At 65.0% G+C, this 22223-nt stretch carries 18 protein-coding genes; 3 read left to right on the top strand and 15 right to left on the bottom strand.

The features are described from left to right. Positions 1 to 58: 58 nt before the first annotated feature. The 7 genes from ACS8YF_RS02950 to ACS8YF_RS02920 all read right to left on the bottom strand — a co-directional run bounded on the left by ACS8YF_RS02950 (position 59) and on the right by ACS8YF_RS02920 (position 9702). Positions 59 to 1558: a CoA-acylating methylmalonate-semialdehyde dehydrogenase gene (locus ACS8YF_RS02950; RefSeq protein ID WP_440848726.1), complete on the bottom strand. Its 1500-nt coding sequence runs from the start codon at positions 1556 to 1558 to the stop codon at positions 59 to 61. 38 nt (positions 1559 to 1596) lie between these two features. Beyond that, positions 1597 to 2502, bottom strand: coding sequence for a myo-inosose-2 dehydratase (iolE, locus tag ACS8YF_RS02945; RefSeq protein WP_440848725.1), 906 nt, complete (start codon positions 2500 to 2502; stop codon positions 1597 to 1599). Between the two features lie 25 nt (positions 2503 to 2527). Further along, positions 2528 to 4384, bottom strand: coding sequence for a 3D-(3,5/4)-trihydroxycyclohexane-1,2-dione acylhydrolase (decyclizing) (gene iolD, locus ACS8YF_RS02940; protein ID WP_440848724.1), 1857 nt, complete (start codon positions 4382 to 4384; stop codon positions 2528 to 2530). After that, the gene (locus tag ACS8YF_RS02935; protein ID WP_440848723.1) at positions 4381 to 6327 is read right to left on the bottom strand and encodes a bifunctional 5-dehydro-2-deoxygluconokinase/5-dehydro-2-deoxyphosphogluconate aldolase; all 1947 of its coding nucleotides are present in this window, start codon (positions 6325 to 6327) and stop codon (positions 4381 to 4383) included. The genes iolD and ACS8YF_RS02935 overlap by 4 nt, the downstream gene beginning before the upstream one ends. Before the next feature lie 310 nt (positions 6328 to 6637). Continuing rightward, on the bottom strand, positions 6638 to 7657 hold the full coding sequence (locus ACS8YF_RS02930) for a Gfo/Idh/MocA family oxidoreductase (protein WP_440848722.1): 1020 nt from the start codon (positions 7655 to 7657) through the stop codon (positions 6638 to 6640). Positions 7658 to 7687: 30 nt separating this feature from the next. Beyond that, positions 7688 to 8698, bottom strand: a complete 1011-nt coding sequence (iolG, locus tag ACS8YF_RS02925) for an inositol 2-dehydrogenase (protein ID WP_440848721.1) — start codon at positions 8696 to 8698, stop codon at positions 7688 to 7690. Continuing rightward, positions 8698 to 9702 carry a Gfo/Idh/MocA family protein gene (locus tag ACS8YF_RS02920; protein ID WP_440848720.1) on the bottom strand — a complete coding sequence of 335 codons (1005 nt, stop codon included), beginning with the start codon at positions 9700 to 9702 and terminating at the stop codon, positions 8698 to 8700. The genes iolG and ACS8YF_RS02920 overlap by 1 nt, the downstream gene beginning before the upstream one ends. 380 nt (positions 9703 to 10082) lie before the next feature. On the opposite strand from ACS8YF_RS02920, the gene ACS8YF_RS02915 reads away from it, so the two are divergent. Further along, the gene (locus ACS8YF_RS02915) at positions 10083 to 11048 is read left to right on the top strand and encodes a sugar phosphate isomerase/epimerase family protein (RefSeq protein WP_440848719.1); all 966 of its coding nucleotides are present in this window, start codon (positions 10083 to 10085) and stop codon (positions 11046 to 11048) included. Positions 11049 to 11622: 574 nt separating this feature from the next. Here ACS8YF_RS02915 and ACS8YF_RS02910 read toward each other — a convergent pair. The 4 genes from ACS8YF_RS02910 to ACS8YF_RS02895 all read right to left on the bottom strand — a co-directional run bounded on the left by ACS8YF_RS02910 (position 11623) and on the right by ACS8YF_RS02895 (position 14578). Next, on the bottom strand, positions 11623 to 11808 hold the full coding sequence (locus ACS8YF_RS02910; RefSeq protein ID WP_440848718.1) for a hypothetical protein: 186 nt from the start codon (positions 11806 to 11808) through the stop codon (positions 11623 to 11625). A 44-nt stretch (positions 11809 to 11852) separates the two neighbouring features. Continuing rightward, complete coding sequence (iolB, locus tag ACS8YF_RS02905) at positions 11853 to 12644, bottom strand: 5-deoxy-glucuronate isomerase (RefSeq protein WP_440848717.1); 792 nt, start codon at positions 12642 to 12644, stop codon at positions 11853 to 11855. 246 nt (positions 12645 to 12890) lie between these two features. Next, positions 12891 to 13652 (bottom strand): ABC transporter permease, encoded by a 762-nt coding sequence (locus ACS8YF_RS02900; protein WP_440848716.1) that lies wholly within the window; start codon positions 13650 to 13652, stop codon positions 12891 to 12893. After that, on the bottom strand, positions 13649 to 14578 hold the full coding sequence (locus tag ACS8YF_RS02895) for an ABC transporter ATP-binding protein (RefSeq protein ID WP_440848715.1): 930 nt from the start codon (positions 14576 to 14578) through the stop codon (positions 13649 to 13651). The genes ACS8YF_RS02900 and ACS8YF_RS02895 overlap by 4 nt, the downstream gene beginning before the upstream one ends. Positions 14579 to 14693: 115 nt before the next feature. Between ACS8YF_RS02895 and ACS8YF_RS02890 the strand changes: the two genes are divergently transcribed. Then, complete coding sequence (locus ACS8YF_RS02890; protein WP_440848714.1) at positions 14694 to 15476, top strand: hypothetical protein; 783 nt, start codon at positions 14694 to 14696, stop codon at positions 15474 to 15476. Positions 15477 to 15503: 27 nt separating this feature from the next. On the opposite strand, the gene ACS8YF_RS02885 is transcribed toward ACS8YF_RS02890, so the two are convergent. Beyond that, entirely contained in the window at positions 15504 to 15962 is a 459-nt protein-coding gene (locus ACS8YF_RS02885; protein WP_440848713.1) for a GNAT family N-acetyltransferase, read from the bottom strand. A 130-nt stretch (positions 15963 to 16092) separates the two neighbouring features. On the opposite strand from ACS8YF_RS02885, the gene ACS8YF_RS02880 reads away from it, so the two are divergent. Continuing rightward, the gene (locus tag ACS8YF_RS02880; RefSeq protein WP_440848712.1) at positions 16093 to 16458 is read left to right on the top strand and encodes an STAS/SEC14 domain-containing protein; all 366 of its coding nucleotides are present in this window, start codon (positions 16093 to 16095) and stop codon (positions 16456 to 16458) included. Positions 16459 to 16752: 294 nt separating this feature from the next. Here ACS8YF_RS02880 and ACS8YF_RS02875 read toward each other — a convergent pair whose 3' ends face one another. Genes ACS8YF_RS02875 through ACS8YF_RS02865 form a run of 3 tightly spaced genes read right to left on the bottom strand, consistent with a single transcriptional unit; the run spans position 16753 to position 22143 of the window. Next, a complete protein-coding gene (locus ACS8YF_RS02875; RefSeq protein ID WP_440848711.1) occupies positions 16753 to 19200 on the bottom strand; it encodes a GNAT family N-acetyltransferase in 2448 nt (815 codons plus the stop codon). Beyond that, positions 19200 to 20558: a lysine N(6)-hydroxylase/L-ornithine N(5)-oxygenase family protein gene (locus tag ACS8YF_RS02870; protein WP_440848710.1), complete on the bottom strand. Its 1359-nt coding sequence runs from the start codon at positions 20556 to 20558 to the stop codon at positions 19200 to 19202. Before ACS8YF_RS02870 ends, ACS8YF_RS02875 begins: the two co-directional genes overlap by 1 nt. Further along, complete coding sequence (locus ACS8YF_RS02865; protein ID WP_440848709.1) at positions 20551 to 22143, bottom strand: pyridoxal phosphate-dependent decarboxylase family protein; 1593 nt, start codon at positions 22141 to 22143, stop codon at positions 20551 to 20553. Before ACS8YF_RS02865 ends, ACS8YF_RS02870 begins: the two co-directional genes overlap by 8 nt. Positions 22144 to 22223: the final 80 nt, after the last annotated feature.

Genomic DNA, 22223 nt, shown 5'->3' with positions numbered 1-22223 from the left:
TGCTCATGATGCTCTCCTCGACGAAAACACCGGGCGCGGTGTGCGCCCGGCCGCCCGGTCAGTGCGTCGGCATGACGAAGGCGTTGCCCTGCGAGACCTGGTCCTCGGGCCAGCGCGCGGTCACGGTCTTCAGCCGGGTGTAGAAGCGCACGCCGTCGGCGCCGTGTACATGCAACGGACCGAAAAGGCTCCGCTTCCAGCCGCCGAAGGAATGGAACGCCATCGGCACCGGAATCGGTACGTTGACGCCGACCATGCCGACCTCGATGCGCTCGGCGAAGGTCCGCCCCGCATGGCCGGATTCGGTGAAGATGGACGTGCCGTTGGCGAACTGGTTGGCGTTGATCAGGTCAATCGCCTCATCCAGCGATTCGGTGCGGCTGATGCACAGCACGGGCCCGAAGATCTCTTCGTCGTAGACGCGCATGCCGGGCTTGGTGTGGTCAATCAGCGAGCCGCCGATGAAGTAGCCGTCCGGATGGGCGGAAAAGTCCTTCTCGCGCCCATCGACCACCAGCTCGGCTTCCTCGGCGCCGATGCCGACATAGTTCGCGACCTTGTCGCGATGCTCGGCCGAGACCAGCGGGCCCATGTCGTTGTCCTTGCCGTCGACCAGCGACGGGCCAACCTGCAGATTCTCCAGCCGCTCGACCAGAGCCGCGCGCAGTTTCTCGGCGGTTTCCTGGCCGACGGGCACGGCCACCGAAATTGCCATGCAACGCTCGCCGGCGCTGCCATAGGCCGCGCCCATCAGCGCATCGGCGGCCCCGTCGATATCGGCATCCGGCATGACCACCAGATGGTTCTTGGCGCCGCCGAGCGCCTGGACGCGCTTCTCGGCGGCCGAGGCGGTCTCGTAGATATGCTTGGCGATTGGCGTGGAGCCAACGAAACTCACCGCCGACACGTCGGCATGGGTGATCAGATGGTTCACGGCATCCGCGCGACCGTGCACGACGTTGAACACGCCGTCCGGCAGCCCGGCTTCCTTGAGCAGGCGAGCCATCAGGTTGGCCGCCGACGGGTCCTTATCGGCCGGCTTGAGCACGAAGGTGTTACCGGTCGCCAGCGCGATCGGATACATCCACATGGGCACCATGGCCGGGAAGTTGAACGGCGTGATGCCGGCACAGACGCCGACCGGCTGGTACATGGAATAGCTGTCCACGCCGGTACCCACGTTCATGGAGTGCTCGCCCTTCTGCAGATGCGGCATGCCGCAGGCGAATTCGACCACTTCGATACCCCGGGTGACCTCGCCCTGGGCATCCGAGAACACCTTGCCGTGCTCGGAGGCGATCAGGCGCGCCATCTCGTCGCGGTGCTCGTCGAGCAGGGCCTTGTACTTGAACAGGATGCGCGCCCGGCGCAGCGGCGTGGTCCCCGACCAGCCCGGCAGCGCCGCCTTGGCCGCCGCCACCGCGGCATCGACATCGCCCGTCGTGCCGATCACGACTTCGGCCTGTTGCTCGCCGGTCGTGGGATTGAATACGGCCCCGCGCTCGGCGTTGTCGCCGGCCGTGGGCTCGCCGTTGATGAAGTGCAGAATCTCGCGCATGTCATCGGTCCTTTGAATCGTGTCTTGTGCAGTGGCGCTTACGCGGCCGCCGCCAGTGAGAAGCCGGCCCGCCGCGCTGTATCGCGGAGATAGCGATAGCTGCGCTCGGCCAGCGGCCAGGACGGCGACACCGACGGGTCCGTCTCGGCTTCGGTGATCAGCCAGCCGTCGTAACCGGTCGCCGCCAGCCGCGACAGAATGGCATCGAAATCGAGGCTGCCGTCGCCGGGAATAGCGAATACGCCGTCGACCACGGCATTCAGAAAACTGGCGTTGCGATTGTGCGAACGCTCGACCACGGCCTGGCGGACATCCTTGCAGTGCGCATGTACGACCCGCTCGCCCCAGCGATCGAGCCAGTCCAGCGGATCGCCACCGGCGAATGCACAATGGCCGGCATCGAACAGCAGCCCGACGTTGTCGCCGGTCTTGTCCATCAAGCGGGCGACGTCATCGGTGGCCTGAATCACGGTGCCCATGTGGTGGTGGTAGGCCATGCGGATGCCCTCGCCCGCCAGATAATCGGCGATCGCATCGATCCGCGGCGCCAGCCGCTGCCAGTCTGATTCGGTCAGCCGCGGCCGGCGCGACACCGGCATCGAGCGGTCGAGATGCACGCAGCGCGCCGTCTCGCAGAAGACCATCGCGCTCACGCCGGCGGCCTTCATCAGGGCGAGATGCCCTTGCATGGCCTCGATTTCCTCGTTGACGTCACGCTCCAGCAGATTCGACGAATACCAGCCCGAGGCCAGCACCAGATCTTCATCGGCGAGCAGCGGGCCGAGTTCGTCGAACGTGGTGGGGAATTTGCGCCCCATCTCCACGCCTTCGTAGCCGGCCCGTTTGGCCTCGGCCAGACACTGGGTGAGCGGGGTCTCGTCGCCGAGCAGCGGCAGGTCGTCGTTGGTCCAGAGCAGCGGGTTCACACCCAGTCGAACGGTCATCATTGCATCTCCTTTGCGCGACGGCTCAACGCTGACGCTGCTTGTTGTTGTCGTAGCCCGCGCGGCGCTCGGTGACGGCCTCGCGGCTGGATATCTCGGCCACCGGCACATCCCACCAGGTGCCGCCCTCCGCGGTTGCCTTGTCGGCATCGGTCTTGAGCGCGATCAGATAAGTCTTGTCGGCGGCCCTGGCGCGATCCAGCGCCGCCTCGAGCCCGCCGATGCCGTCGACCCACTCCGCTTCGCAGCCAAGCGCTTTGGCGTGGGCCGCGAAATCGATTTCCGGCGCGCCGTCGGGCGCGGTATTGCAGCCCTCGAACAGGTTGTTGAATTCCACGCCCACCGTGGCGCCCTGCAGCCGATGGATGCAGCCGTAGCCGCGGTTGTCGAGCAGCACCACGATCAGCTTGTGGCCGAGCATCACTGACGTCGCCAGTTCGGAGTTGAGCATCAGATAGCTGCCGTCACCGACCGTCACATAGACGTCGCGCTCGGGCGCGGCCATCTTCACGCCCATGCCGCCGGCGATTTCATAGCCCATGCAGGAAAAGCCGTATTCGACGTGATAGCTGCCCGGCCCGGTCGTCTGGTAAAGCTTATGCAGCTCGCCCGGCAGCCCGCCCGCGGCACAGACGACCGTACCGTTCTCGCCGGCCGCGCGGTTGACCGCGCCCAGCACCTGGCTGTCGGCCGGGCGCGCCGCGCCGTCGTCCGCGGTCACGCGTTCGACGATGGCGAGCCAGTCGCGTCGTTCGTCGGCCAGTTTGTCCTGCCACCCGGCATCCGACTGCCAACCGGCAAGCCCCGCTTCCAGTGCTTCGAGCGCCACGGCGGCGTCGCCCACCAGCGATTGCCCGCCGTGTTTGGCGGCATCGAATCGGGCCACATTGATGCCGAGCAGCGTGGGGCCATGATCCATGTAGAGAGCACGCGAGCCGGTGGTGAAATCCTGCAGTCGCGTGCCGAGCGCGACGATGACGTCGGCCTGTTCGGCCAGCGCGTTGGCGGCCGTCGAGCCGGTGACGCCGATCGCGCCGACGTTGTTCGGGTGATCGGCCCGCAGGCTGCCCTTGCCGGCCTGGGTTTCGGCCACCGGGATGCCGTGGCGCCCGGCGAAAGCGGCGAGCCGGTCGCAGGCGTCGGCGGAATACAGTACGCCGCCGCCCGCGATGAGCAGCGGCCGCTCGGCGCTCTTGAGGGTTTCGACGGCGGCAGCGAGCTCGGCCTCATCGAGTCCCGGGCGGCGAATGCGATGCAGGCGCTCGTCGAAGAATGCGGCCGGGAAATCGTAGGCCTCGGCCTGCACGTCCTGGGGCAGCGCCAGCGTCGCCGGGCCACAGTCGACCGGATCGAGCAGCGTATCGATCGCTGCCGGCAGGCTGGTCAGCAATTGCTCCGGCCGCGTGATGCGATCGAAATAACGCGAGACCGGCACGAAGGCATCGTTGACCGTGGTCGACGGCGCGCCGCAATGCTCGACCTGTTGCAGTACCGGATCCGGCTTGCGGGTCGCGAACGTGTCCCCCGGCAGCAGCAGTACCGGCAGGCGATTGGCATGCGCCAGGCCCGCGGCCGTCACCATATTCAGCGCCCCGGGGCCGATGGAGGTAGTGCAAGCCATCATGCGCCGGCGCCGATGCTGTTTGGCGAAGGCAATGGCGGCATGGGTCATGCCCTGTTCGTTGTGGGCCCGCCAGGTCGGAAACGTCTCGCGTTCGACATAAAGCGCTTCGCCCATGCCGGCCACATTGCCGTGGCCGAAGATGGCGAAGCAGCCTTCGAACAGGCGCTCGCGGCGCCCGTCGATCTCGATGCGCTGCGCCGCCAGATAGCGGACGAGCGCTTGGGCCATGGTCAGGCGAATGGTATGCGGTCGGCTCATGCCAAAGCTCCTGCGGAACGCGGGTTGTCCGTTTCGCCGGCGGCATCGCGCCAGGTGGTGATCAGCTCGGCGTAGTTGTCCGATACGGCGGCGACGAACGCGTCGTCGTCCAGCTCGCCGGCCAGCCAGTCGCGGGCCGGCCCCGCGAACAGCGTCCGCCCGATCGTGAAGCCGCGGCAGATCGCGGAGGCACTCGCCTCGCGGAAGCCGGCTTTTACATCGTCCATCGGCGCATCGAGACCCAGCAGCACCACGCCGCGACAATGATCGTCGTGGCGCTCGATCACGCCGCGCACGGCCCGCCAGGCAGCGGCGCTCATCGGCGGCAGCTTCCACCAGTCGGGCCGGATGCCGAGGTGATAGAACCGCTGCAGGCTGCGCGCGACGGTGGCGTCGTCGTCGGCCCTATCCTTCGGCGGAATCACTTCGACCAGCAGTTCGTGGCCGGTGACGCGGCGGGCTTCGTCGAGCTGGCGCAGCTTGTCTTCCTGCTCCAGACGCAGCCCGATTTCGTCGTCCGGGTGATAGAACACCAGACACTTGATGATGTGCTCGGCCGGCCATTTCAGAAGCTGGCTGCCGATGTCGTCACCGTGCTGGAACCGCAGCGGCCGCGAACCGGGCTCTTCCACCGGTCGGCCGATCCACCAGCCGCGCCCAGTCATGGCGTTGAGCGCGTCCTGGCCGATGACGTCGTCGCAGAGCACCGCCGGCGTGCCGGCAACGCCCGCTTTTGCCAGGCCTTGTTCGGCCGCGGCCACCAGCAGCTCCTTGAGCGGCGACAGACGGGCCGCGTCCACGCCCAGCTCGCCGGCCATGTCGAAAAGCTGCAGGCGATGATCGAACGCCAGGCCGTAGATCGGACCCCATTCGGCCGGATAGCGCGTGGTTTTGCGATGCAGATCATTCAGGCGTGCGTCCTGATCCGGACGCGGCACTTCGTCCCGGCGCGTCAGATAATCGAACAGCTCGGCCTCGGTCGGCATGGCCGGCGCGCAGCCGTGGCGCGACACCACCAGCGCGCCGCAGGCATTGGCATAGGTCGCGCACGTCTCCCACGACTCGTCGCGCAGATAGCCCCGCAGGAAACCGGAGATGAACGCATCGCCCGCGCCCAGCACGTTGAGCACCTCGACCTTCACACCTTCGACCAGCACACCGTCGTGCACCGAATCGCCCACCGAGCCTTCGAAGATCGTGCAGCCCAGCGCGCCCAGCTTGCAGACCAGCACCGCGTCGGACAGTTCCCGCACTTTCTTGAGCGCGGCGATGGTGTCGGTCGTGCCGCCGGCGATATGGAATTCTTCCTCGGTGCCGACGATCAGGTCGAAATCACCGATCCAGCGCTGCAGATGGGCCGTGGTCTCGGCGTCGTCGACGTAACGCGTCTCGCCGTCGCCGAGTTCGGCCAGGCCCCAGAGCACCGGGCGATAGTCGATATCGAGGATGCGCTTGAGACCATGTTTCTTAGCCGCATCGAGCGCGGCCCGACAGGCGCCCTGTGTGGTCTCGGTCGACAGATGCGTGCCGGTGATCGCCAGCGCCCGCGCGGTGCCGATCCAGTCCGGGTCGACATCCTCGGCGGCGATCGCCATATCCGCGCAATCCTTGCGATAGAACAGCAGCGGGAAGGTATCGCGATCCTTGATCGCCAGAATGGCCAGCGCGGTAAAGCGGTTCCTGTCCACCGGCATGTGCGACGTATCGACCCCGGCGCGCTGGAATTTCTCGACCACGAAGTTGCCGAACTGCTCGTTGCCGACGCGGGTGAGCATCGCCGATTTCAGCCCGAGCCGCGCGCTGCCATAGGCACAGTTGCCGGAACTGCCGCCCAGGTACTTGGCAAAGCTGGACACATCTTCCAGGCGGCTGCCGATTTGCTGTGCATAGAGATCGACCGCGGCACGACCGAGGCAGATGACGTCGAGTGGCTTGTGGTTCATCGGCTTCTCCAAAATCCGGGAACGAGTATTTCAGAGCGTTCCGGAGTGGACTATTTATTCCAAATTCTGCCGAGATGGAATCCCGTTTTCAATGGTTTTGCGACTAAAGTCGGCGCTTTAGCCTGCTGGCAGGCGATCATCGGGCCTATCGCCCAAAAAGCGTCCGCAAATGAACGCTGATAAACGCAAATAAAAACAGCGCAGCAAAGATCGACAACACCTTTTGCGTTCGGCGCATGTCCACGTGGACGGGATAACCCGGCACGCTGGAAATTCGCGGGTGCTCATGGCCAGGCTGCCGATCGCGCAATCAGACATACAACGTCGGCCCGGAGCCAAGTTCGACTGTTACCGTCTCACCGCCCTCCTGCGCCTTCACACCCGCCTCGCAACAGGCCGCGGCGGCATAGCCATCCCAGGCACTCGGACCGTCCGGCGCCTCACCGGCGCGCAGACGATTCACCCAACCCTGGAACTCGGTATCGAAGGCCGCCGCGAAGCGCTGTTCGAAACCGGGCGTGACTTCGCCGCCCCAGCGACCGGCCGAGCGGACATAGGCGCCCTCGTCGTTACCGATATCCACGATGCCACGCTCGAACACGGCTTCGGTATGCACCTGGTAACCAAACAGCGCGTTGACGAAGATTTCCACATCCACCAGCACGCCGGATTCGGTACGCATCAGCACCTGCTGTGGGTCGGACAACCTGCCGTTGCCAGCCGTGGTCGCACGGCCCTTGCGCACCGAGATCTCGGTGATTTCCTCGCCGGTGAAATACCGCACGCCGTCGATCTCGTGCACCACCGAGTCATAGATCATCAGCGCATCGGTGAAGTTCGGCGGCGGATCGGGATTGCGATGCCGGCAGTGCAGCATCAGCGGCGCGCCGAGCGAACCGTCGGTGAAATAGCGCCGCAGGCGTTGATAACCGGCATCGTAACGACGCATGAAGCCGACCTGGATCAGACGCGCGTCGAGCTGTGCCTCGGTATCCACGATCTCGCGCGCCGCGGCCGCGTCGGCGGTCAACGGCTTTTCGCAGAACACCGGCAGGCCCTTGTCGAGTGCGTCCATGAGCACGTCGTAATGCAGCATGCCGGGCGTCGTCAGCACGAAGGCATCGTACTCACCGCTGGCCAGCGCGGCGTGCGGGTCGCCCCAGACTTTCGCGTGGCCGCCCGCCAGCGCCGCGGCGGCCTTGGCGCGCCCCGGGTCGATATCGACCACGCCGGTCACGTCGGCACCGGCGATGCGATGGGTCAGCCGCTTGATGTGATCGGTGCCCATGCGGCCGGTCCCGATCACCGCAATACGTAGATTATTGGCCATGGTTGGCTCCTGCTCGGTCAAACGCCTGCTTCAGCCGATTTCGCTCATGGCCACGACGCGCCCTTGAGCAAGCGACTGCGTCGCCGCCGCCGCCAGGCGCAGCGACTGGTAGCCATCTTCGTGGGTTGCCTTCGGCGCGCTGCCGGTGCTCCAGGCATCGTAAAGATCACCCAGCTCGCGGCCGTAGGCGATGCCGTAGCGTTCGAGAAAGAAATGTTTCGGCGGCTCGTCGACCTGACCGGCCTCGCCGGTATAGCGCAGACGGGTTTCGGTTTCGTTAACGGCCTGCAGCATGCCGGCGCTGCCGAAGGCCTCGATGCGCTGGTCGTAGCCGTAGGCCGTGCGCCGTGAGTTCTGGATATGACACAGCCGGCCGGATTCGGTGGTCAGCAACACCATCGCGGTATCGATATCGCCGGCCTCGCCGATCGCCGGATCGACCATCACCCCGCCGCTTGCGAACACCGACACGATCGGCTCGTCGAGCAGCCAGCGGGCGACGTCGAAGTCATGGATCATCATGTCGAAGAACAGCCCGCCCGAACCCTTGATGTAATCGATGGGCGGCGGTGCCGGATCGCGGCTGATGATGGTCAGCGTCTCCAGCCGGCCGATGCGGCCGGTGTCCATCGCTTCCTTGAGTGCCGCGAACTGCGGATCGTGGCGTCGGTTGAAGCCGAGCGCGCAGGCGACGGGGTTCGCATTGACCACGTCGACCGCGGCTTTGGTCCGTTCGATATCCAGCGCGATCGGTTTTTCGCAGAGCACGGCCTTGCCGGCCTTCGCCGCTCGCTCGAGGAACTCGGCATGCGTTGCCGTCGACGAGGCGATGAGCACCGCATCGATTTCCGCGTCGTCGAAGATCGTGTCGACATCGACGCTCGCCGCGCCGTAGGTCTGCGCGAGCGCCTCCGCGGCCTCGGCCCGGATATCCGACACATAGACCAGTGCAATACGGGAGTCGCGGTCGGCCGCGGCGGCATGGACCTGGGCAATACGCCCGGCGCCGATGATGGCGAGTTTCATGATCGGGTCGGACATCAGTGTTTCTCCAGTTCAACAATGCGGGATGTGGTCACCGATTCGATGCAGGCATCCAGCACCCGCATGTTGGCGAGTACGTTTTCCGGCGTGTAATCGGGAGCGCGTGTGCGCAGCACGCAATCGGCGAAGTGGGCAACGCCGTTCGGGTATTGGAACGACGTCACGTGTTCGGTGGTGGTATGGCCCTCGGCATCGACGATCTCGATCGGGCCGTCGCCGTCGACCTGCGGCACAAAGGCCTTGGGCACACGGATGGTGCCGTCCGTGCCGTAAACCTCGTAGACATGCCGGGCGACGGCATCCATGCCGCAGTCGAAGCCGGCCTTGGCGCCGTTGTCGTAGCCAAGTACCGCAGCGGCGGACATTTCAGCGTCATTCGGGCCGGCGAAACGGGCGACCGTGGCTACCCGGTCCGGCTCACCGAGCAGGCTGCGGATCACATGAACGCAATAGCAGCCGAGATCGTAAAGGCTACCCCCGCCGGTCTCGAGCGTGCCGTGCCGAAAATCCGACAAACTCTTTTCAAGGTTGAAGGTGAAGTTCACCTGTACGCCGCGCAGGTCGCCGATGGCGCCCGCCGCGACCAACTCCCGCACACGTGCATGCTGTGCATGGAACTGATACATCATCGCTTCCATGTACAACACGCCCGTCGCAGCGCAGGCCGCGATTGCCTCGGCGGTCTGGCCCGCATTCAGCGCGGCGGGTTTCTCGCACAGCACGTGTTTGCCCGCGTGTGCGGCCTTGATCGTCCATTCGGCATGCAGATCGTTGGGCAGCGGCAGGTACACCGCGTCTACCAGCGGGTCCGCCAGCAGTTTGTCGTAATCGCCGTATCCGATCTCGGAGCCGAAGTGCTCGACCCGTTCCTCGGGCACGCCTCGGCGACTGGCCAGCGCATACGCGCGGCTGTTTTCTGCCGCCAGGATCGCCGGGATTGTGTGCTCGCGGGCAATTTCTGCTGCCCCGAGCACGCCCCAGTTGATCGACGCTCGGCTCATGACTGGCTCCTCGGAAACGATGACGCCGGTTCCGAACGGACCGGGCGAGACATGGTTAGAATTTATTTTCTATTTTTTATTTTTACAAACCTATCGTTTTATACTTTAGTCGAGCCACGAGGCTCGCGCCGCTCGCCACCGACGGCTTTGTCCCTTCCGCACGCCGTGAATACAGTATTTTCAGTCGTCGATCACGCCGGCCCCAACGGCCTGCGGGTAGATTTTTCGAGTCCACTGCGCGCCATTCCGAAAGAGTAGAGCCAGCGAACGCGCAGCGCCGCGACCCATCGACGGATACGTGACCTGCTTGCAGTTATGGAATTTTCATTCTAATTTGCGCCGAAAGACATCGGTCATACAGATCACCGAGGAGATGCGTGATGAAAATAGGAATGGTCACCGACAGCGTCGCGAACATGGATACCGACGCGATGCTCGACTACTGCGCCGAGCTCGGGCTCGATGCGATCGAACTTTGCGTCGGCAACTGGGGCGCAGCCGCGCATATCGGCGACGTAAATGCGCTTCTCGAGGATTCCGCGCGCCAGCGCGAACTCGCCGCCAAGATCCGTGACCGCGGGCTGGAGATCTCGGCATTCAACGCCAACGGCAATCAGCTGCACCCCACCGACGGCGAGCGCCAGTCGACGGTGGTGCACAACGCCATCCGCCTGGCCGAAATCTTCGAAGTGCCGCGCATTGTTCTCATGTCCGGCCTGCCCGCCGGTGCGCCGGGTGATTCGATGCCCAACTGGGTCACGACCTCATGGCCGCCGGAGACGCACGACATCCTGCGCTACCAGTGGGAAGACGTCGCGATTCCCTACTGGCGCAAGCTGGTCGATTACGCGGAAGGGCGCGGCATCAACCAGCTCTGCATCGAAGCGCATGGCGCCCAGCTCGTGCACAACATGCCGACCTTCATGCAACTGCGCGAGGCGGTCGGGCCGACCGTGGGCCTGAACTTCGACCCCAGCCACTTCATCTGGATGGGCGGCGATCCGATCGAAATGATCCGCCGCTACTCGGACTGTATCTACCACGTGCACGCCAAGGACACCTATATCGACCGTCATAATCTGGCTTATGCCACACGGCTGGATAATCGGTCGATGGACAGGGTGCTCGACCGAAGCTGGTCCTACGTCACACTGGGCTACGGCCAGCCCGAAGATTGGTGGCGCGAGTTCTGCTGGCAACTGCAGGCCCGCGGCTATGCCGACGGCGCGCTCTCGATCGAGCACGAGGACCAGAATCTATCCTGCAACGAGGGCGTGCGTCGTTCGGTCGACCTGCTGCGCCGCGTGATGCCGCGGGAACCGTCCGATTATCAGCTTCCCGACTAGGGCCTGTTAACACTACCCGCGTGGGTCGCGTTGCCGCCCAAAATCGCGATCCCGCAAGGCGCGTGGCGCGTGGCGCCGGCCTTGGTCGTTTCAAGGCCAAATTGCGCAACGCCGCGAGGCCAGATTTTGGGCGCAACCCGAAGGGCGGGGGCTGCCCGAATATATTCGAGCTCCCGCAATACCGCGTTGCCGCCCGCCTGTGTAGCTAGGCGACACGGCGCTCCCGGCGCCTTGGCTTGCACGAAAATAGCCGCCGGCGCTCTCTGCGCCGGTAGTGTTAACAGGCACTGACACGGTCTGACATTTTCCGGCCCGACTGGGCAAAGGCCCCGCCGCTGAGCGCGGGGCCTTTTTCTCGAATGTTGCCAATCAATCGTTACACTTGGCTTATCGCGGCCATCTGACGGCGGCATTGGCGCCCGGTAAGCAGGGGACCACAACGGTGCCTGCATAAAAAAACCGGCTGGGCCCAGCCGGTTTGATCGCCGTCGAAGCAATCCGCCAGGATCCGTCTCGGGTCCGGCACGGCGGTGGTTCGCGGCGATAATACGGCCTATCGGCCGTAAGGCGCGATTCAATGAATGCGGCGGTCCTCGGCGGCCGGCACGATATAGCCGGCAGCATGCGTACCGCAGAATGTCCCGACCCGCTCCATGAACGCGCCGATACGCGCCCAGACCGGGTGTTCACTCGTCCACTGACGATCAATTTCGGCATCGCGGTCTTTCGGGAAGACGTTATCGATACTCATGTCGCTCATGTCCGCTCCTGTCTTCGGCGGGCTCGCGCCCACAGTACGACCGGTTACTTCACCAGCCACGCAAAGTCCGGGTCGGTCGTGAATTTCCATTCGCGCTTTGGCCCGGCCATGACATTCAGGTAGTACAGGTCACAGCCGTAAGGCGCGCCGACCGGGTGGTACCCGCGTGGCACCAATACACAACTACCGTCGCCGAACGCCATCGTCTCGTCTATTAAACGATCGTCGGTATATATCCGCTGCAGACCGAACCCTCGCGACGGATTCAGCCGGTGGTAGTAGCTTTCTTCGAGAAACGACTCGTGTGGCAGGTTGTCTTCGTCGTGCTTGTGCGGCGGATAGCTCGACCAGTTTCCGGCCGGGGTATAGACCTCGACCACGAGCAGACTGTCCGCAGGCTCGGTCTCGGGCAGGATGTCGTGAACATGGCGCACATTGGCGCCCTCGCCGCGCGTCGACTGTTTGACATGGCCGGGCTCGATCAGCCGTGGCGGGTGATTGCCATGCCCCGGTGCGCCACAGATGCCCAGTTCCACCGCGGTGAGCGCTTCCACGCTGTAGTCCATGCCATTGGGCAGATAAACGGCATACGGCGCGACCTGCTCGAAAACGCTCATGCGCTCGCCGATCGCTTCGAATGTGCGATCGCCGCAGCGCACGGTCACCTTGCCCGACAGCAGTACGAGGCACAGTTCGTGCTCGCCGCTGTTATCCGCGAACGATTCACCTTCGGCCATTTTTCGGTGGCGAAAGCGGACGTACTGAAGCGGCTCGGACGCATTGGCCGTGTCCAGCGTCTCGCCCACGTCGACGGAGGGATTGAGCAACAGATCCATAACGACCTCGGGTTTGAACAAACGGTTCAGGAAGAATCGATATAGAACATATTTTTTATTATGCTTTTAATCAAATAATTTGTTTCATACTTTCGTCGGTTGCGAGATCCGTTTGCCATGCGTCGCGGTCTGTCCGGGCGGCTGAGCCGCTCGGGGCCAACGTCGCCCACACGGCGATCACGGCCCTGTTCGAGGGCCGCGCGATAAGCGCCTGCGGCGGCCGCCGGGCCAGGCCACGACGGCCGGTCACGATTTGAGCCGGTAACCGGTCTTGAAGATCCAGGCCACGATGCCGATGCACACCGCCAGGAACAGGCCGATCATGAGCACGCTCAGGCCCACGCTGACGTCGGCGGTGTTGTAGAAACTCCAGCGAAAACCCGACACCAGATAGACCACCGGATTGATCAGCGTGACCTTCTGCCAGAACGGCGGCAGCATATCGAGCGAATAGAAGGTGCCGCCCAGAAACGTCAGCGGCGTGACGATCAGCAACGGGATCACGGTCAGCTTTTCGAAGTTGTCGGCCCAGATGCCGATGATGAAGCCGAACAAAGCGAAGGTGATCGACGTGAGCACGAGAAACGTCACCATCCAGAACGGATGCGCGATATGGATGCTCACGAACATTGTGGACGTTGCCAGGATGATCAGGCCGAGCACGGCCGACTTGGTGGCAGCCGCGCCAACGTAGCTGGTCACGATCTCGACGAACGACACCGGCGCCGACAGCAGCTCGTAGACCGTGCCGATGAATTTCGGGAAATAAATCGCGAACGAGGCATTGGAGATGCCCTGGGTCATCAGCGAAAGCATGATCAGCCCGGGCACGATGAACGCGCCGTACGACACGCCCTGCACTTCGCTGATGCGCGAGCCGATCGCCGAGCCAAACACCACGAAATACAGGCAGGTCGAGATCACCGGGGAAATCACGCTCTGGCCGAGCGTGCGGCCGGTGCGGGCCATCTCGGACAGATAGAGCGTCTGAATGGCACGCCAGTTCATCGATCGGCTCCCACCAGGTTGACGAAAATCTCTTCCAGCGAACTCTGCTCGGTGTCGACGTCGACGAACGCCACGCCGGCCGCATCCAGATCGTGGAACAACTGCTTCACGCCCGTGGTGCCGGTGGCGGCGTTGTACGTATAGACCAGTCGCTGCCCCTCGCCGGCGAGCCGAAGATCGTAGTCGGCGAGCGAGTCGGGCACGCGCTGCAGCGGCTCGGCCAGCACCACGGACAGACGTTTCTCGCCGAGCTGGGTCATGAGCGCCGCCGTTTCGTCCACCAGCCGGATCTCGCCGTCCTGAATCACGCCGATCCGGTCGGCCATTTGTTCGGCCTCTTCCAGATAATGCGTGGTCAACACGATGGTCACGCCGTGTTCGCGCAGGCCGCGCACCACGTTCCACATGCTGCGCCGCAGTTCGACGTCCACCCCGGCGGTGGGCTCGTCCAGAAAAAGGATTTCGGGCTCGTGCGACAACGCCTTGGCGATCATCACGCGCCGCTTCATGCCGCCCGACAGTTCGCGCGTGGCGTTGCCGCGCTTGTCCCAGAGCGACAAATCCTTGAGTACACGTTCGATATGGGCGTTGTTCTTCGGCTTGCCGAACAACCCCCGTGAAAAGGCCACTGTGGCCCATACCTTGGAGAACGGCTCGACGGTCAGCTCTTGGGGCACCAGGCCGATCTTCTGGCGCGCGGCCCGAAACTCCCGGATTACGTCGAAGCCACCGGCGCTGGCCGTACCGCCCGTCGGGTTCACAATGCCGCACAGGACGTTGATGAGCGTGGTCTTGCCGGCGCCGTTCGGGCCGAGCAGCGCGAAGATCTCGCCGCGATTGATGCTCAGGTCTACGTTGTTCAAAGCCTTGAAGCCCGAATCATATGTCTTGCTCAGGCCACGGATTTCGATCACGGGCTCGGCCAATGGCGCATCCTTTGCCGCAACCGCGGCGATTCGTCGAATCCGCCCAGTATGCCACCACCACGACACTGCGGAATCGCGCTATCGTCAAAGCGGGACCCCGATCGAGAAACGCCCGATGAGCGACAGGATCATTCCCTTCGACAGCCACCGCAGACGCGAGCCGGCCGGCGCCGACGAGGCACCGGCGCCGCGCCGCCGCCCGCCGGTGCCGCGCATCCCGGATTTCGCGCGCGCCGACGCCACCTGGTTGCAGGCGCGCGACATTGCGTTTCTGCTCGAGGCCGAGGGGCACACACCAGCCGACGACGGGCTGATCACCCAGGGCATTCCCCCCGCGCTGGAAGCCCTGCTCGAGCGGGACGTCGTGGTGGCCCGCGTGGCCGGCGATACCGGCGGCTGGCTCGATATTTCGCCACATCTGTATTTCCACGTCATGCTGCGCCGCCTGCTGCCCACGCCGCGGACCTATCTGCAGCGACGCGTGCTCCGGTATCTCGCGAATCTTCTGAGCCTGTTCGTGCGCACGGACCGGCTGTATCGCATCCAGCCCGGCGAGGCCGAATCGTTCGAGTATCTGGTCGATCTGCTGGCCGAGGCCGCCGAAAGCGAGCACGAACGCCAGTTCCTCGTCCATGCCCATCTCGGCAACTACGCGCTGTATCTGGCCGGTCTCGGCCGGCGCTGGGTGGAGCACCGCCTGAAATACGGCCGCAGCGCGCTCGGGCTCGATTATTATCAGGACATGGGCCGGCGCGCGTATCGCCAGGCCGCCGATCATCGCCTGGCACGCGAACTGGACCTGCAGCCGGTGTTCGCGTATCTCGCGCAGCAATTCGATCACTACGCCGATGCCCTGCTGCGTCTCGGCGCCGCGCGCGGCCCGCGCCTGGCCGACTGACGACCCGCCCCCGCCGGGCATCGCTGCTCAGGCGTGGGCGGCAACGCCCGGCTGGCGCTGCATGGCGCAGTGCGGTATGCCGTCCTCGAGATAGACGTCCGAGACGACCACGAACCCGAGCCGCTGATAGAAATCACGCAGATGCGCCTGCGCGCTCACGCGCACGGCGACATCGCCGTAGAGCCGACGGGTTTCGAACAGCCCCTCGTTCATCAGCCGATAACCCAGCCCCCGACCGCGAAACGCCGGCGCGATCAGCACCCGGCCGATGGCCGGGATCGCACCGGGCACGATGCGCAGATAGCCGGCCAGCGCGTGATCGATCCGCAGGCTCAGATGACGGGCCACGAGATCATGCGCGTCCGTTTCCTGATAGGCACAGGCCTGCTCGACCACGAACACCGCCTCGCGCAGCGCGACGATCTCATGCCAGGCGGCGGCCGACATATCGCGCAGCCATCCGCCGCTGAAACAGGATTCGCTCATGACATGAACCAGAAATGGACCGGCAACGGGCATTATGCCTGGCCTGGGCGCGGGCTCCGCCTTATCACGGATGGGCGCGGCGGCCTACGTATTCTAGCGTCGGGCTTCATTCATCGAGCTGAGAGTCCTCATGCTTCGAATCGCCCCATTCAAATCCGATGCCGAACATGTCGTACCGCTGGAAGTCGACGGCGAAATCGGCGCGCAGGATTTTTCCAACGTTGTCGCCACCATCGAAAAACGCCTCGCACAGCACGACAGGCTGCGGCTGTACATCGAGATCCACTCGCTGGGCAGCATGGCGGCTTCGAGCGTGTTCAGCGAGTTGAAGGATGCAATCCGGCACTGGGATCGCTTCGACAAGCTGGCTGTGGTCACCGACGTCGAAGGCGTACGCACCGCCACCGCCGTCATCGACAAGCTGGCACCCAGACTGGAATGCAAGACCTATCGCTTCGACGAGCGCGAAACCGCGCGGCAGTGGGCCATCGCCTGATGGCACCCGCCGAGGCCGCAGGCGCCCACCCGGCGCGTGCGGCCTTTGTTTGGATGGATCCCGCTCCGGCGCCCCATCTCACGCCCGCCCGAAAGGGCACTGCCGCCCGGGGCATCGTGTCGGTCGGCTTAGGCCACAGGCCGTAAGCCGACACCCCGGGCCGCCATACCCCGAGGTTCAGGTCTCATAAATACAACCAGCCGGATCTTTCCGCGCAGAGCGGGCACAAAAAAGGCCGCTCGACAAAACAAGAGCGGCCAAGACCGATCGCCGGTCGCAGGAGATGCCGGGTCTCTAGGCGGTCATCACATGTCGGCGGTACGCCGTGATCGGGTTGTCCAGCCGGCCCACGAACTGCAGATTGCCGGTGGGATCGGCCAGATCGAGCATCTGGCGGTTGTTGGCCAGTTGCAGCCGGTTCAGGCAAGAGCGCGCGAAGTCGGGCGCGAACAGATCATCGCGGGCGAACTTTTCGGCGTATTCGGGATGGGCGTCCTGATAACGCACGATGCAGGCGGCGACCTGCGCCCAGAACCGTGTCTGCGCGTAATCGCGCTCAACCGCCAGTATCGCCGCGATATAACGGAATATCAGATCGAACAGGTCGGTGAAGATCGACAGCGTCCGGAGCTGTTCCGGCACCGCCACCGCGATCCGTTGCACGGCGGCCGGCAGCTCGGCGTTCGGGTCGAGCACGGCGATCTCCTCGGCGATGTCTTTCATGATCACGCGGTCCACCGTGTGTTCACGCAGCACCAGAATCAGGTTCTCGCCGTGCGGCATGAACACCAGGTCGTGGGCATAGAAACAGTGCAACAGCGGCGCCATGTAGGCATCGAGATAACACCGCAGCCAGTCGTCGATGGACCGCCCGGACGCGTCGATGAGCGCGCCGATGAGCGAGTTCCCCTCGTAATCGCGGTGCAGCAGCGCCGCCATCGTCATCAGCCGCTCGCCCTGGCCGAGGCGCGCGACCGGCGACTCGCGCCACAGCGCCGACAGCATCTTGTTGGCGCCATCGGTCTTCGCCACGGCCGCCTCGAAATGCGGATGGCGATAACCCACCGCGGCCACTTCCCGCAGGATGGAAAATCCGGTCGAACGCAGATAGGCGTCGTTATCGATGAGGCTCGCCAGCCAGTCGCAGATCGCCGGCGTGCCGGCCATGTAGTACGGCGACAGGCCACGCGCGAAGCCCATGTTGAGGATCGACAGGCTGGTCTTGACGTAGCAGCGCGCGGGCGCGTCGTGATTGAACAACGTACGAATCGACTGCTGCGCCTGATAGGCATTGGGCGCAAAACCCAGATGCACGAGATGGCGCGTGGCGATCTCGTCGGCGAAGGCGAACACCAGCTTGTTCTGCCACTGCCAGGGGTGGATCGGCATGAAATGATAATCCGCCGGATCGAGGTCCAGATCGATCAGCTGTTCGACAAACCGATGCCGGGTGGTCTCATCCAGTTCGCCGGCCAGATGCGATGCCACGCTGCGGTCGGCGGCCACGGCAAAGTGCGCCCGGCTGACGTGCGCCGCCACCCAGACCAGACGGATCGGGTGGGCGGCTTCCGGCGCATAGGCGGCGAAATCGTCGCCGTCAAAGCCGACGCGGCCGTTGTTGGCCACGAACGCCGGGTGGCCTTCCGTCATCGCCGCTTCCACGGTCTGGAAATCGGCGACGGCGAGTTCAGCCGCCGAGTATTGCGCGGTGGCGCGTTTGTAGGCGGCGCTATAGCGGGTACGGGCGATTTCCTCGAGATAGAGCGCGAGCCGGTCTTCGTTCAGCCCGAGCGTGTCCCGGCATTCCACGACCAAGGCGCCGGCATCCAGCGGCCGGGCCCCGCCGTCGACTTCACGCGTGATCGAGGCGGGCTCGACGTCCCAGTGATTGAGTAAAAACCGCCGGGCGGCAAAGCGATAACGCACGCCCGGGTCGTCCGCCGCAATCTCGTAGCAGGCGGTCCCCGCTTCATCAGCCGGCGGGTCTTCCAGGGCCCGCGGTTCGAACAGCCCTTCGTGGGCGAACTCGCCGATGATCTTGGCGACCAGCGCGGCGTTGACCTCGGCCCAGCGGGCCGGCGAGAGATGCGCCACACTGCGCAGCGTGGCCGTCAGGCACTGACAACTCATGCGGGGGGTCTCCTTTCGTGCGCATACGGCGCGTTGTGATGCGGTCAGACGGCGCATGGCGCGGTCCCGGTCGCATGCGGTACAGGTCGCCAGCCAGGCCGTCTTGTCTGCCAGGCGAAGCCGATGGTGGTAGACAAACCCGGCGCGTTGGTTGAGCCCATGGATGCCGCGGTTGGCGACATCCGGCTCCACCACCAGCCGTTCGACGCCCGGTTGGGCGAACAACGCATCGACCGTGAGCGCGAACACCGCCCAGGTGAACAGATGGATGGGCTGGCGCGGCGGGGCGATGAGAATATGCATGCCGACATCGCCCGGTTGGACGCTGTAATGCCGGCCGACGGGTTCCACCGCCGGGTCGTAGACCTCGACCAGAAAGGCCGGCCGGCCCGCGTGCCGGCCGATCAACGCGGTATGCGTGGTCGATGACTCGATCGCACAGAAATAATCGACCGTATCCGCCGCTGAATGGGCGGTCATGCCCCAGAACCGGGCGTGGTCACTGGTCAGCCAGCGGTGCGCGCAGCCGGCATGGCGCCCGATCTCGAACGGCGCCAGGGCCAACCTGCCCATGCCGGGCACGCAGCGGCCGTATTCGCTGAAATCGAGCATTACGGCGTCTCCCGGTCGCTCTCGAGATGGGGCGCGCCCGCCTCGACCGAAGCCAACCGGCGGGCATCGAAACTCTGGAATGCGATGCGGCGTTCGATGGCATAGACCTCGCGGCCCACGAGCTGGCGCAGGATCACCGCGTTGCGATAACAGGCCATGCCGAGATCCGAGGCGGTGAAGCCGTGGCTATGCAGCTCGGCGTTCTGCACGAAGATTCGATCGCCGGCGGTATCGATCGCGTAATCGCGACTGACCCGGAAACGCCCCTGCCCGTCCCAGCGGATGCGATCGGCGATGGGCTCCAGATAGCCCGGCACACGAGGACTGAAACCGGTCGCCAGAATCAGCGCCTGGGTACGGTGACGAAACCGCAGGCCCTGTTCCGCCTGGAGCAGCTCCAGGACGTACTCGTTGCGCGCGGCATCCCGGGTGACCGCGAGCAGCGTGATGTTGGCCTGCAGGCCGACATTGGCGCTGCCGTGCAGGTCTTTTTCGTACAGCCGTTCGTAGATGGCATCCGACAGGGCGCGATCGATCCCCTTGTAGAGCGGTTTCTGGGCCTGCCCGAGCCGGTGTCGGGTGTGCTCGGGCAGCGCGTGAAAGTAATCGATGTATTCCGGCGAGGTCAGCTCCAGCGTGAGCTTGTCGTAGGCCATCGCGAAAAACCGGGACGAACGGGTGAACCAGTCCAGGCGCCGGCCCGGCCCCGCCGACGCCAACCGCTCGTGAAAGATTTCGGCCGCGCTTTGCCCGGAACCGATGAGCGTGACGCTGGTCTTGTCGGCCAGGGCCTCGCGATGCGCCAGATAATCGGCGGCATGACAAACCGGGCCGTCGAGTTCATCGCAGCCGGCCGGCCAATACCGTGCCGGGCCGGTTCCGAGCACCAGACGCCGCGCGCGCCGGACGACCGGTTCGCCGGTCGCGGGGCGGACCGCGGTGACCCCATAGCAACCGGCGGCCTCGTCGTAGTCGATCTGTTCCACCCGCTGCTCGAATACCAGATTCGACAACTGTCCGGCCACCCAGCGGCAGTACTGGTTGTATTCCGCGCGCAGCATGAAAAAACTCTCGCGGATGTAGAACGCATAGAGACGCCCGCTGGCCTTGAGGTAATTGAGAAAGCTGTAGCGGCTGGTCGGGTCGGCCAGGGTCACCAGGTCGGCCAGAAACGGCGTCTGCAGTGTGGCGCCGTCGAGCAGCAGGCCCGGGTGCCAGTCGAAGCCTTCGTTTTCGTCGAGAAAGACCGCGTCGAGCGACGCGATCGGCTCGGCGAGCGCTGCCAGGCCCAGATTGAACGGGCCGATGCCGATTCCGATGACGTCGTGGATATGCGCAGCGCGATCGTGCTCAACCATGACGACGCACCACGCGTTCGTTGCATTCACGCTTGGTCGCGCCCGGCCCCGTGTCGGCCGCACGGCGATCCCGCGCCAGCCGCTGGCCGGTGGTTACGATCAGCCCGAGCAATTCCGCCATGTCCGCGACCGTGGTCTGGGCGTTCATCAGGGTGAACTTGAGATAACGCCGGCCCCCGACCCGGGTCGCGGCGATCATGGCTTCGCCGTGGGCGGCCAGCTCGGCGCGGATCGCATCGTTCAGGCCATCGAGTTCATTCGCCGGCAAGGCCAGACTCGGCCGGAAACGGAACACGAGCGCCCCGAGTTCGGGCTCGTTGAGCAGTTCGAAGCGGGGCTCGGCGAGCATCAGGCGATACGTCGCGCGCGCCAGCTCGAGGCCGGCATCGAACAGCTGCCCGATCGCCCGTGGCCCAACCGCACGCAGGCTCACCCAGAGCTTGAGCGCATCGAAACGGCGCGTGGTCTGCAGACTCTTGTTAACCTGGTCCGGCGTACCGGAGGCGGCGGCTTCCGCCGGGTTCAGGTAGTCCGCATGATGGGTGACGTGCGCCAGCATGCCGGCGTCGGCGACCAGCAAGGCGCTGCAGGCCACCGGCTGGAAGAACGATTTGTGGTAATCGACCGTGATCGAGTCGGCTGCCGCGAGCGCGCGGCAGCGATCGCCGCGGGTTGGCGACACCAGCAGGCCACAGCCATAGGCGGCATCGACGTGCAGCCAGATATCGTGCGCTCGCGCCACGGCCGCGGCCGCCTCGACATCGTCCAGGCTGCCGAAGTCCGTGGTGCCGAAGGTGGCAACGATCGCGATCGGGATATCGCCGCGTGCGCTGGCCTCTGCCACCGCCCCGGCAAGTGCGGCGCCGTCCATACGCCAGGCCGCGTCGACCGGCACCGCCACGATCGCGTCGTGGCCGAGCCCAAGCAGCGCGGCCGCGCTGGTGAGCGAAAAATGACTGATTTCGGAAACGAAGATCCGCCAGCGCGCCGCTTCCGCCGGCAACCCGTGGCGCTGGACCCGGCCGATGCCGTGCGCGCGGGCGGCGTGCTGTTCACGGGCCAACAGCAGCGCCATCAGATTCGACTGGGTGCCGCCGCTGGTGAACACGCCGTCCGCCGTAGCCGGCAGATGCGCGCGGCGCGCCGTCCAGTCGATGAGTTTCTGCTCGATCAGCGTGGCGCCGGCGCTCTGATCCCAGGTATCGAGCGAGGAATTCATACCGGCGGCGATGATCTCGGCGGCCACCGCACTGGTCAGCACCGGGCAATTCAGGTGCGCCACATAGCGCGGATGATGAAAATAAACGGCGTGCCGGAAATACAGCGACTGCAGCTCGGTCAGCGTCGCCGTGAATCCGGCCGGGGCTTCGCGGTCCAGGTCGATCGCGTCGATCGGGCCGCGAATAGCGTCGGCTCGAACGCCGTCGAATACCCGGTGGGCACGGCCCAGTGCGCCAATCGTGGCTTCGATCGCCTGCTCGCCCTGGGCACGAAAATCGGCCAGACCGCTGCGCCCGATCAGTGCCGCGCCGAGGTTGCCATCCGCCCCGGTGCCGATCGCACGATCCGCAGGTTGCATGGACATGAGAGAGCTTCCTTGTCGACGATTCGATGATTCGATGCCGCGAACGCCGCGGCCACGCCCCTCGTGGCAAGCGGACCGGA

Source organism: Salinisphaera sp. SWV1 (assembly GCF_052044155.1).
GTDB lineage: Bacteria > Pseudomonadota > Gammaproteobacteria > Nevskiales > Salinisphaeraceae > Salinisphaera.
Note: the sequence above shows the minus strand (reverse complement) of the source record. Positions and strands in the feature narration are given on the sequence as shown.

Coding starts and splice junctions, on each gene's coding strand:
- ACS8YF_RS02950 (WP_440848726.1), bottom strand. CDS start 1,558: ATGCGCGAGATTCTGCACTTCATCAACGGCGAGCCCACGGCCGGCGAC.
- iolE (WP_440848725.1), bottom strand. CDS start 2,502: ATGACCGTTCGACTGGGTGTGAACCCGCTGCTCTGGACCAACGACGAC.
- iolD (WP_440848724.1), bottom strand. CDS start 4,384: ATGAGCCGACCGCATACCATTCGCCTGACCATGGCCCAAGCGCTCGTC.
- ACS8YF_RS02935 (WP_440848723.1), bottom strand. CDS start 6,327: ATGAACCACAAGCCACTCGACGTCATCTGCCTCGGTCGTGCCGCGGTC.
- ACS8YF_RS02930 (WP_440848722.1), bottom strand. CDS start 7,657: ATGGCCAATAATCTACGTATTGCGGTGATCGGGACCGGCCGCATGGGC.
- iolG (WP_440848721.1), bottom strand. CDS start 8,698: ATGTCCGACCCGATCATGAAACTCGCCATCATCGGCGCCGGGCGTATT.
- ACS8YF_RS02920 (WP_440848720.1), bottom strand. CDS start 9,702: ATGAGCCGAGCGTCGATCAACTGGGGCGTGCTCGGGGCAGCAGAAATT.
- ACS8YF_RS02915 (WP_440848719.1), top strand. CDS start 10,083: ATGAAAATAGGAATGGTCACCGACAGCGTCGCGAACATGGATACCGAC.
- ACS8YF_RS02910 (WP_440848718.1), bottom strand. CDS start 11,808: ATGAGCGACATGAGTATCGATAACGTCTTCCCGAAAGACCGCGATGCC.
- iolB (WP_440848717.1), bottom strand. CDS start 12,644: ATGGATCTGTTGCTCAATCCCTCCGTCGACGTGGGCGAGACGCTGGAC.
- ACS8YF_RS02900 (WP_440848716.1), bottom strand. CDS start 13,652: ATGAACTGGCGTGCCATTCAGACGCTCTATCTGTCCGAGATGGCCCGC.
- ACS8YF_RS02890 (WP_440848714.1), top strand. CDS start 14,694: ATGAGCGACAGGATCATTCCCTTCGACAGCCACCGCAGACGCGAGCCG.
- ACS8YF_RS02885 (WP_440848713.1), bottom strand. CDS start 15,962: ATGAGCGAATCCTGTTTCAGCGGCGGATGGCTGCGCGATATGTCGGCC.
- ACS8YF_RS02880 (WP_440848712.1), top strand. CDS start 16,093: ATGCTTCGAATCGCCCCATTCAAATCCGATGCCGAACATGTCGTACCG.
- ACS8YF_RS02875 (WP_440848711.1), bottom strand. CDS start 19,200: ATGCTCGATTTCAGCGAATACGGCCGCTGCGTGCCCGGCATGGGCAGG.
- ACS8YF_RS02870 (WP_440848710.1), bottom strand. CDS start 20,558: ATGGTTGAGCACGATCGCGCTGCGCATATCCACGACGTCATCGGAATC.
- ACS8YF_RS02865 (WP_440848709.1), bottom strand. CDS start 22,143: ATGTCCATGCAACCTGCGGATCGTGCGATCGGCACCGGGGCGGATGGC.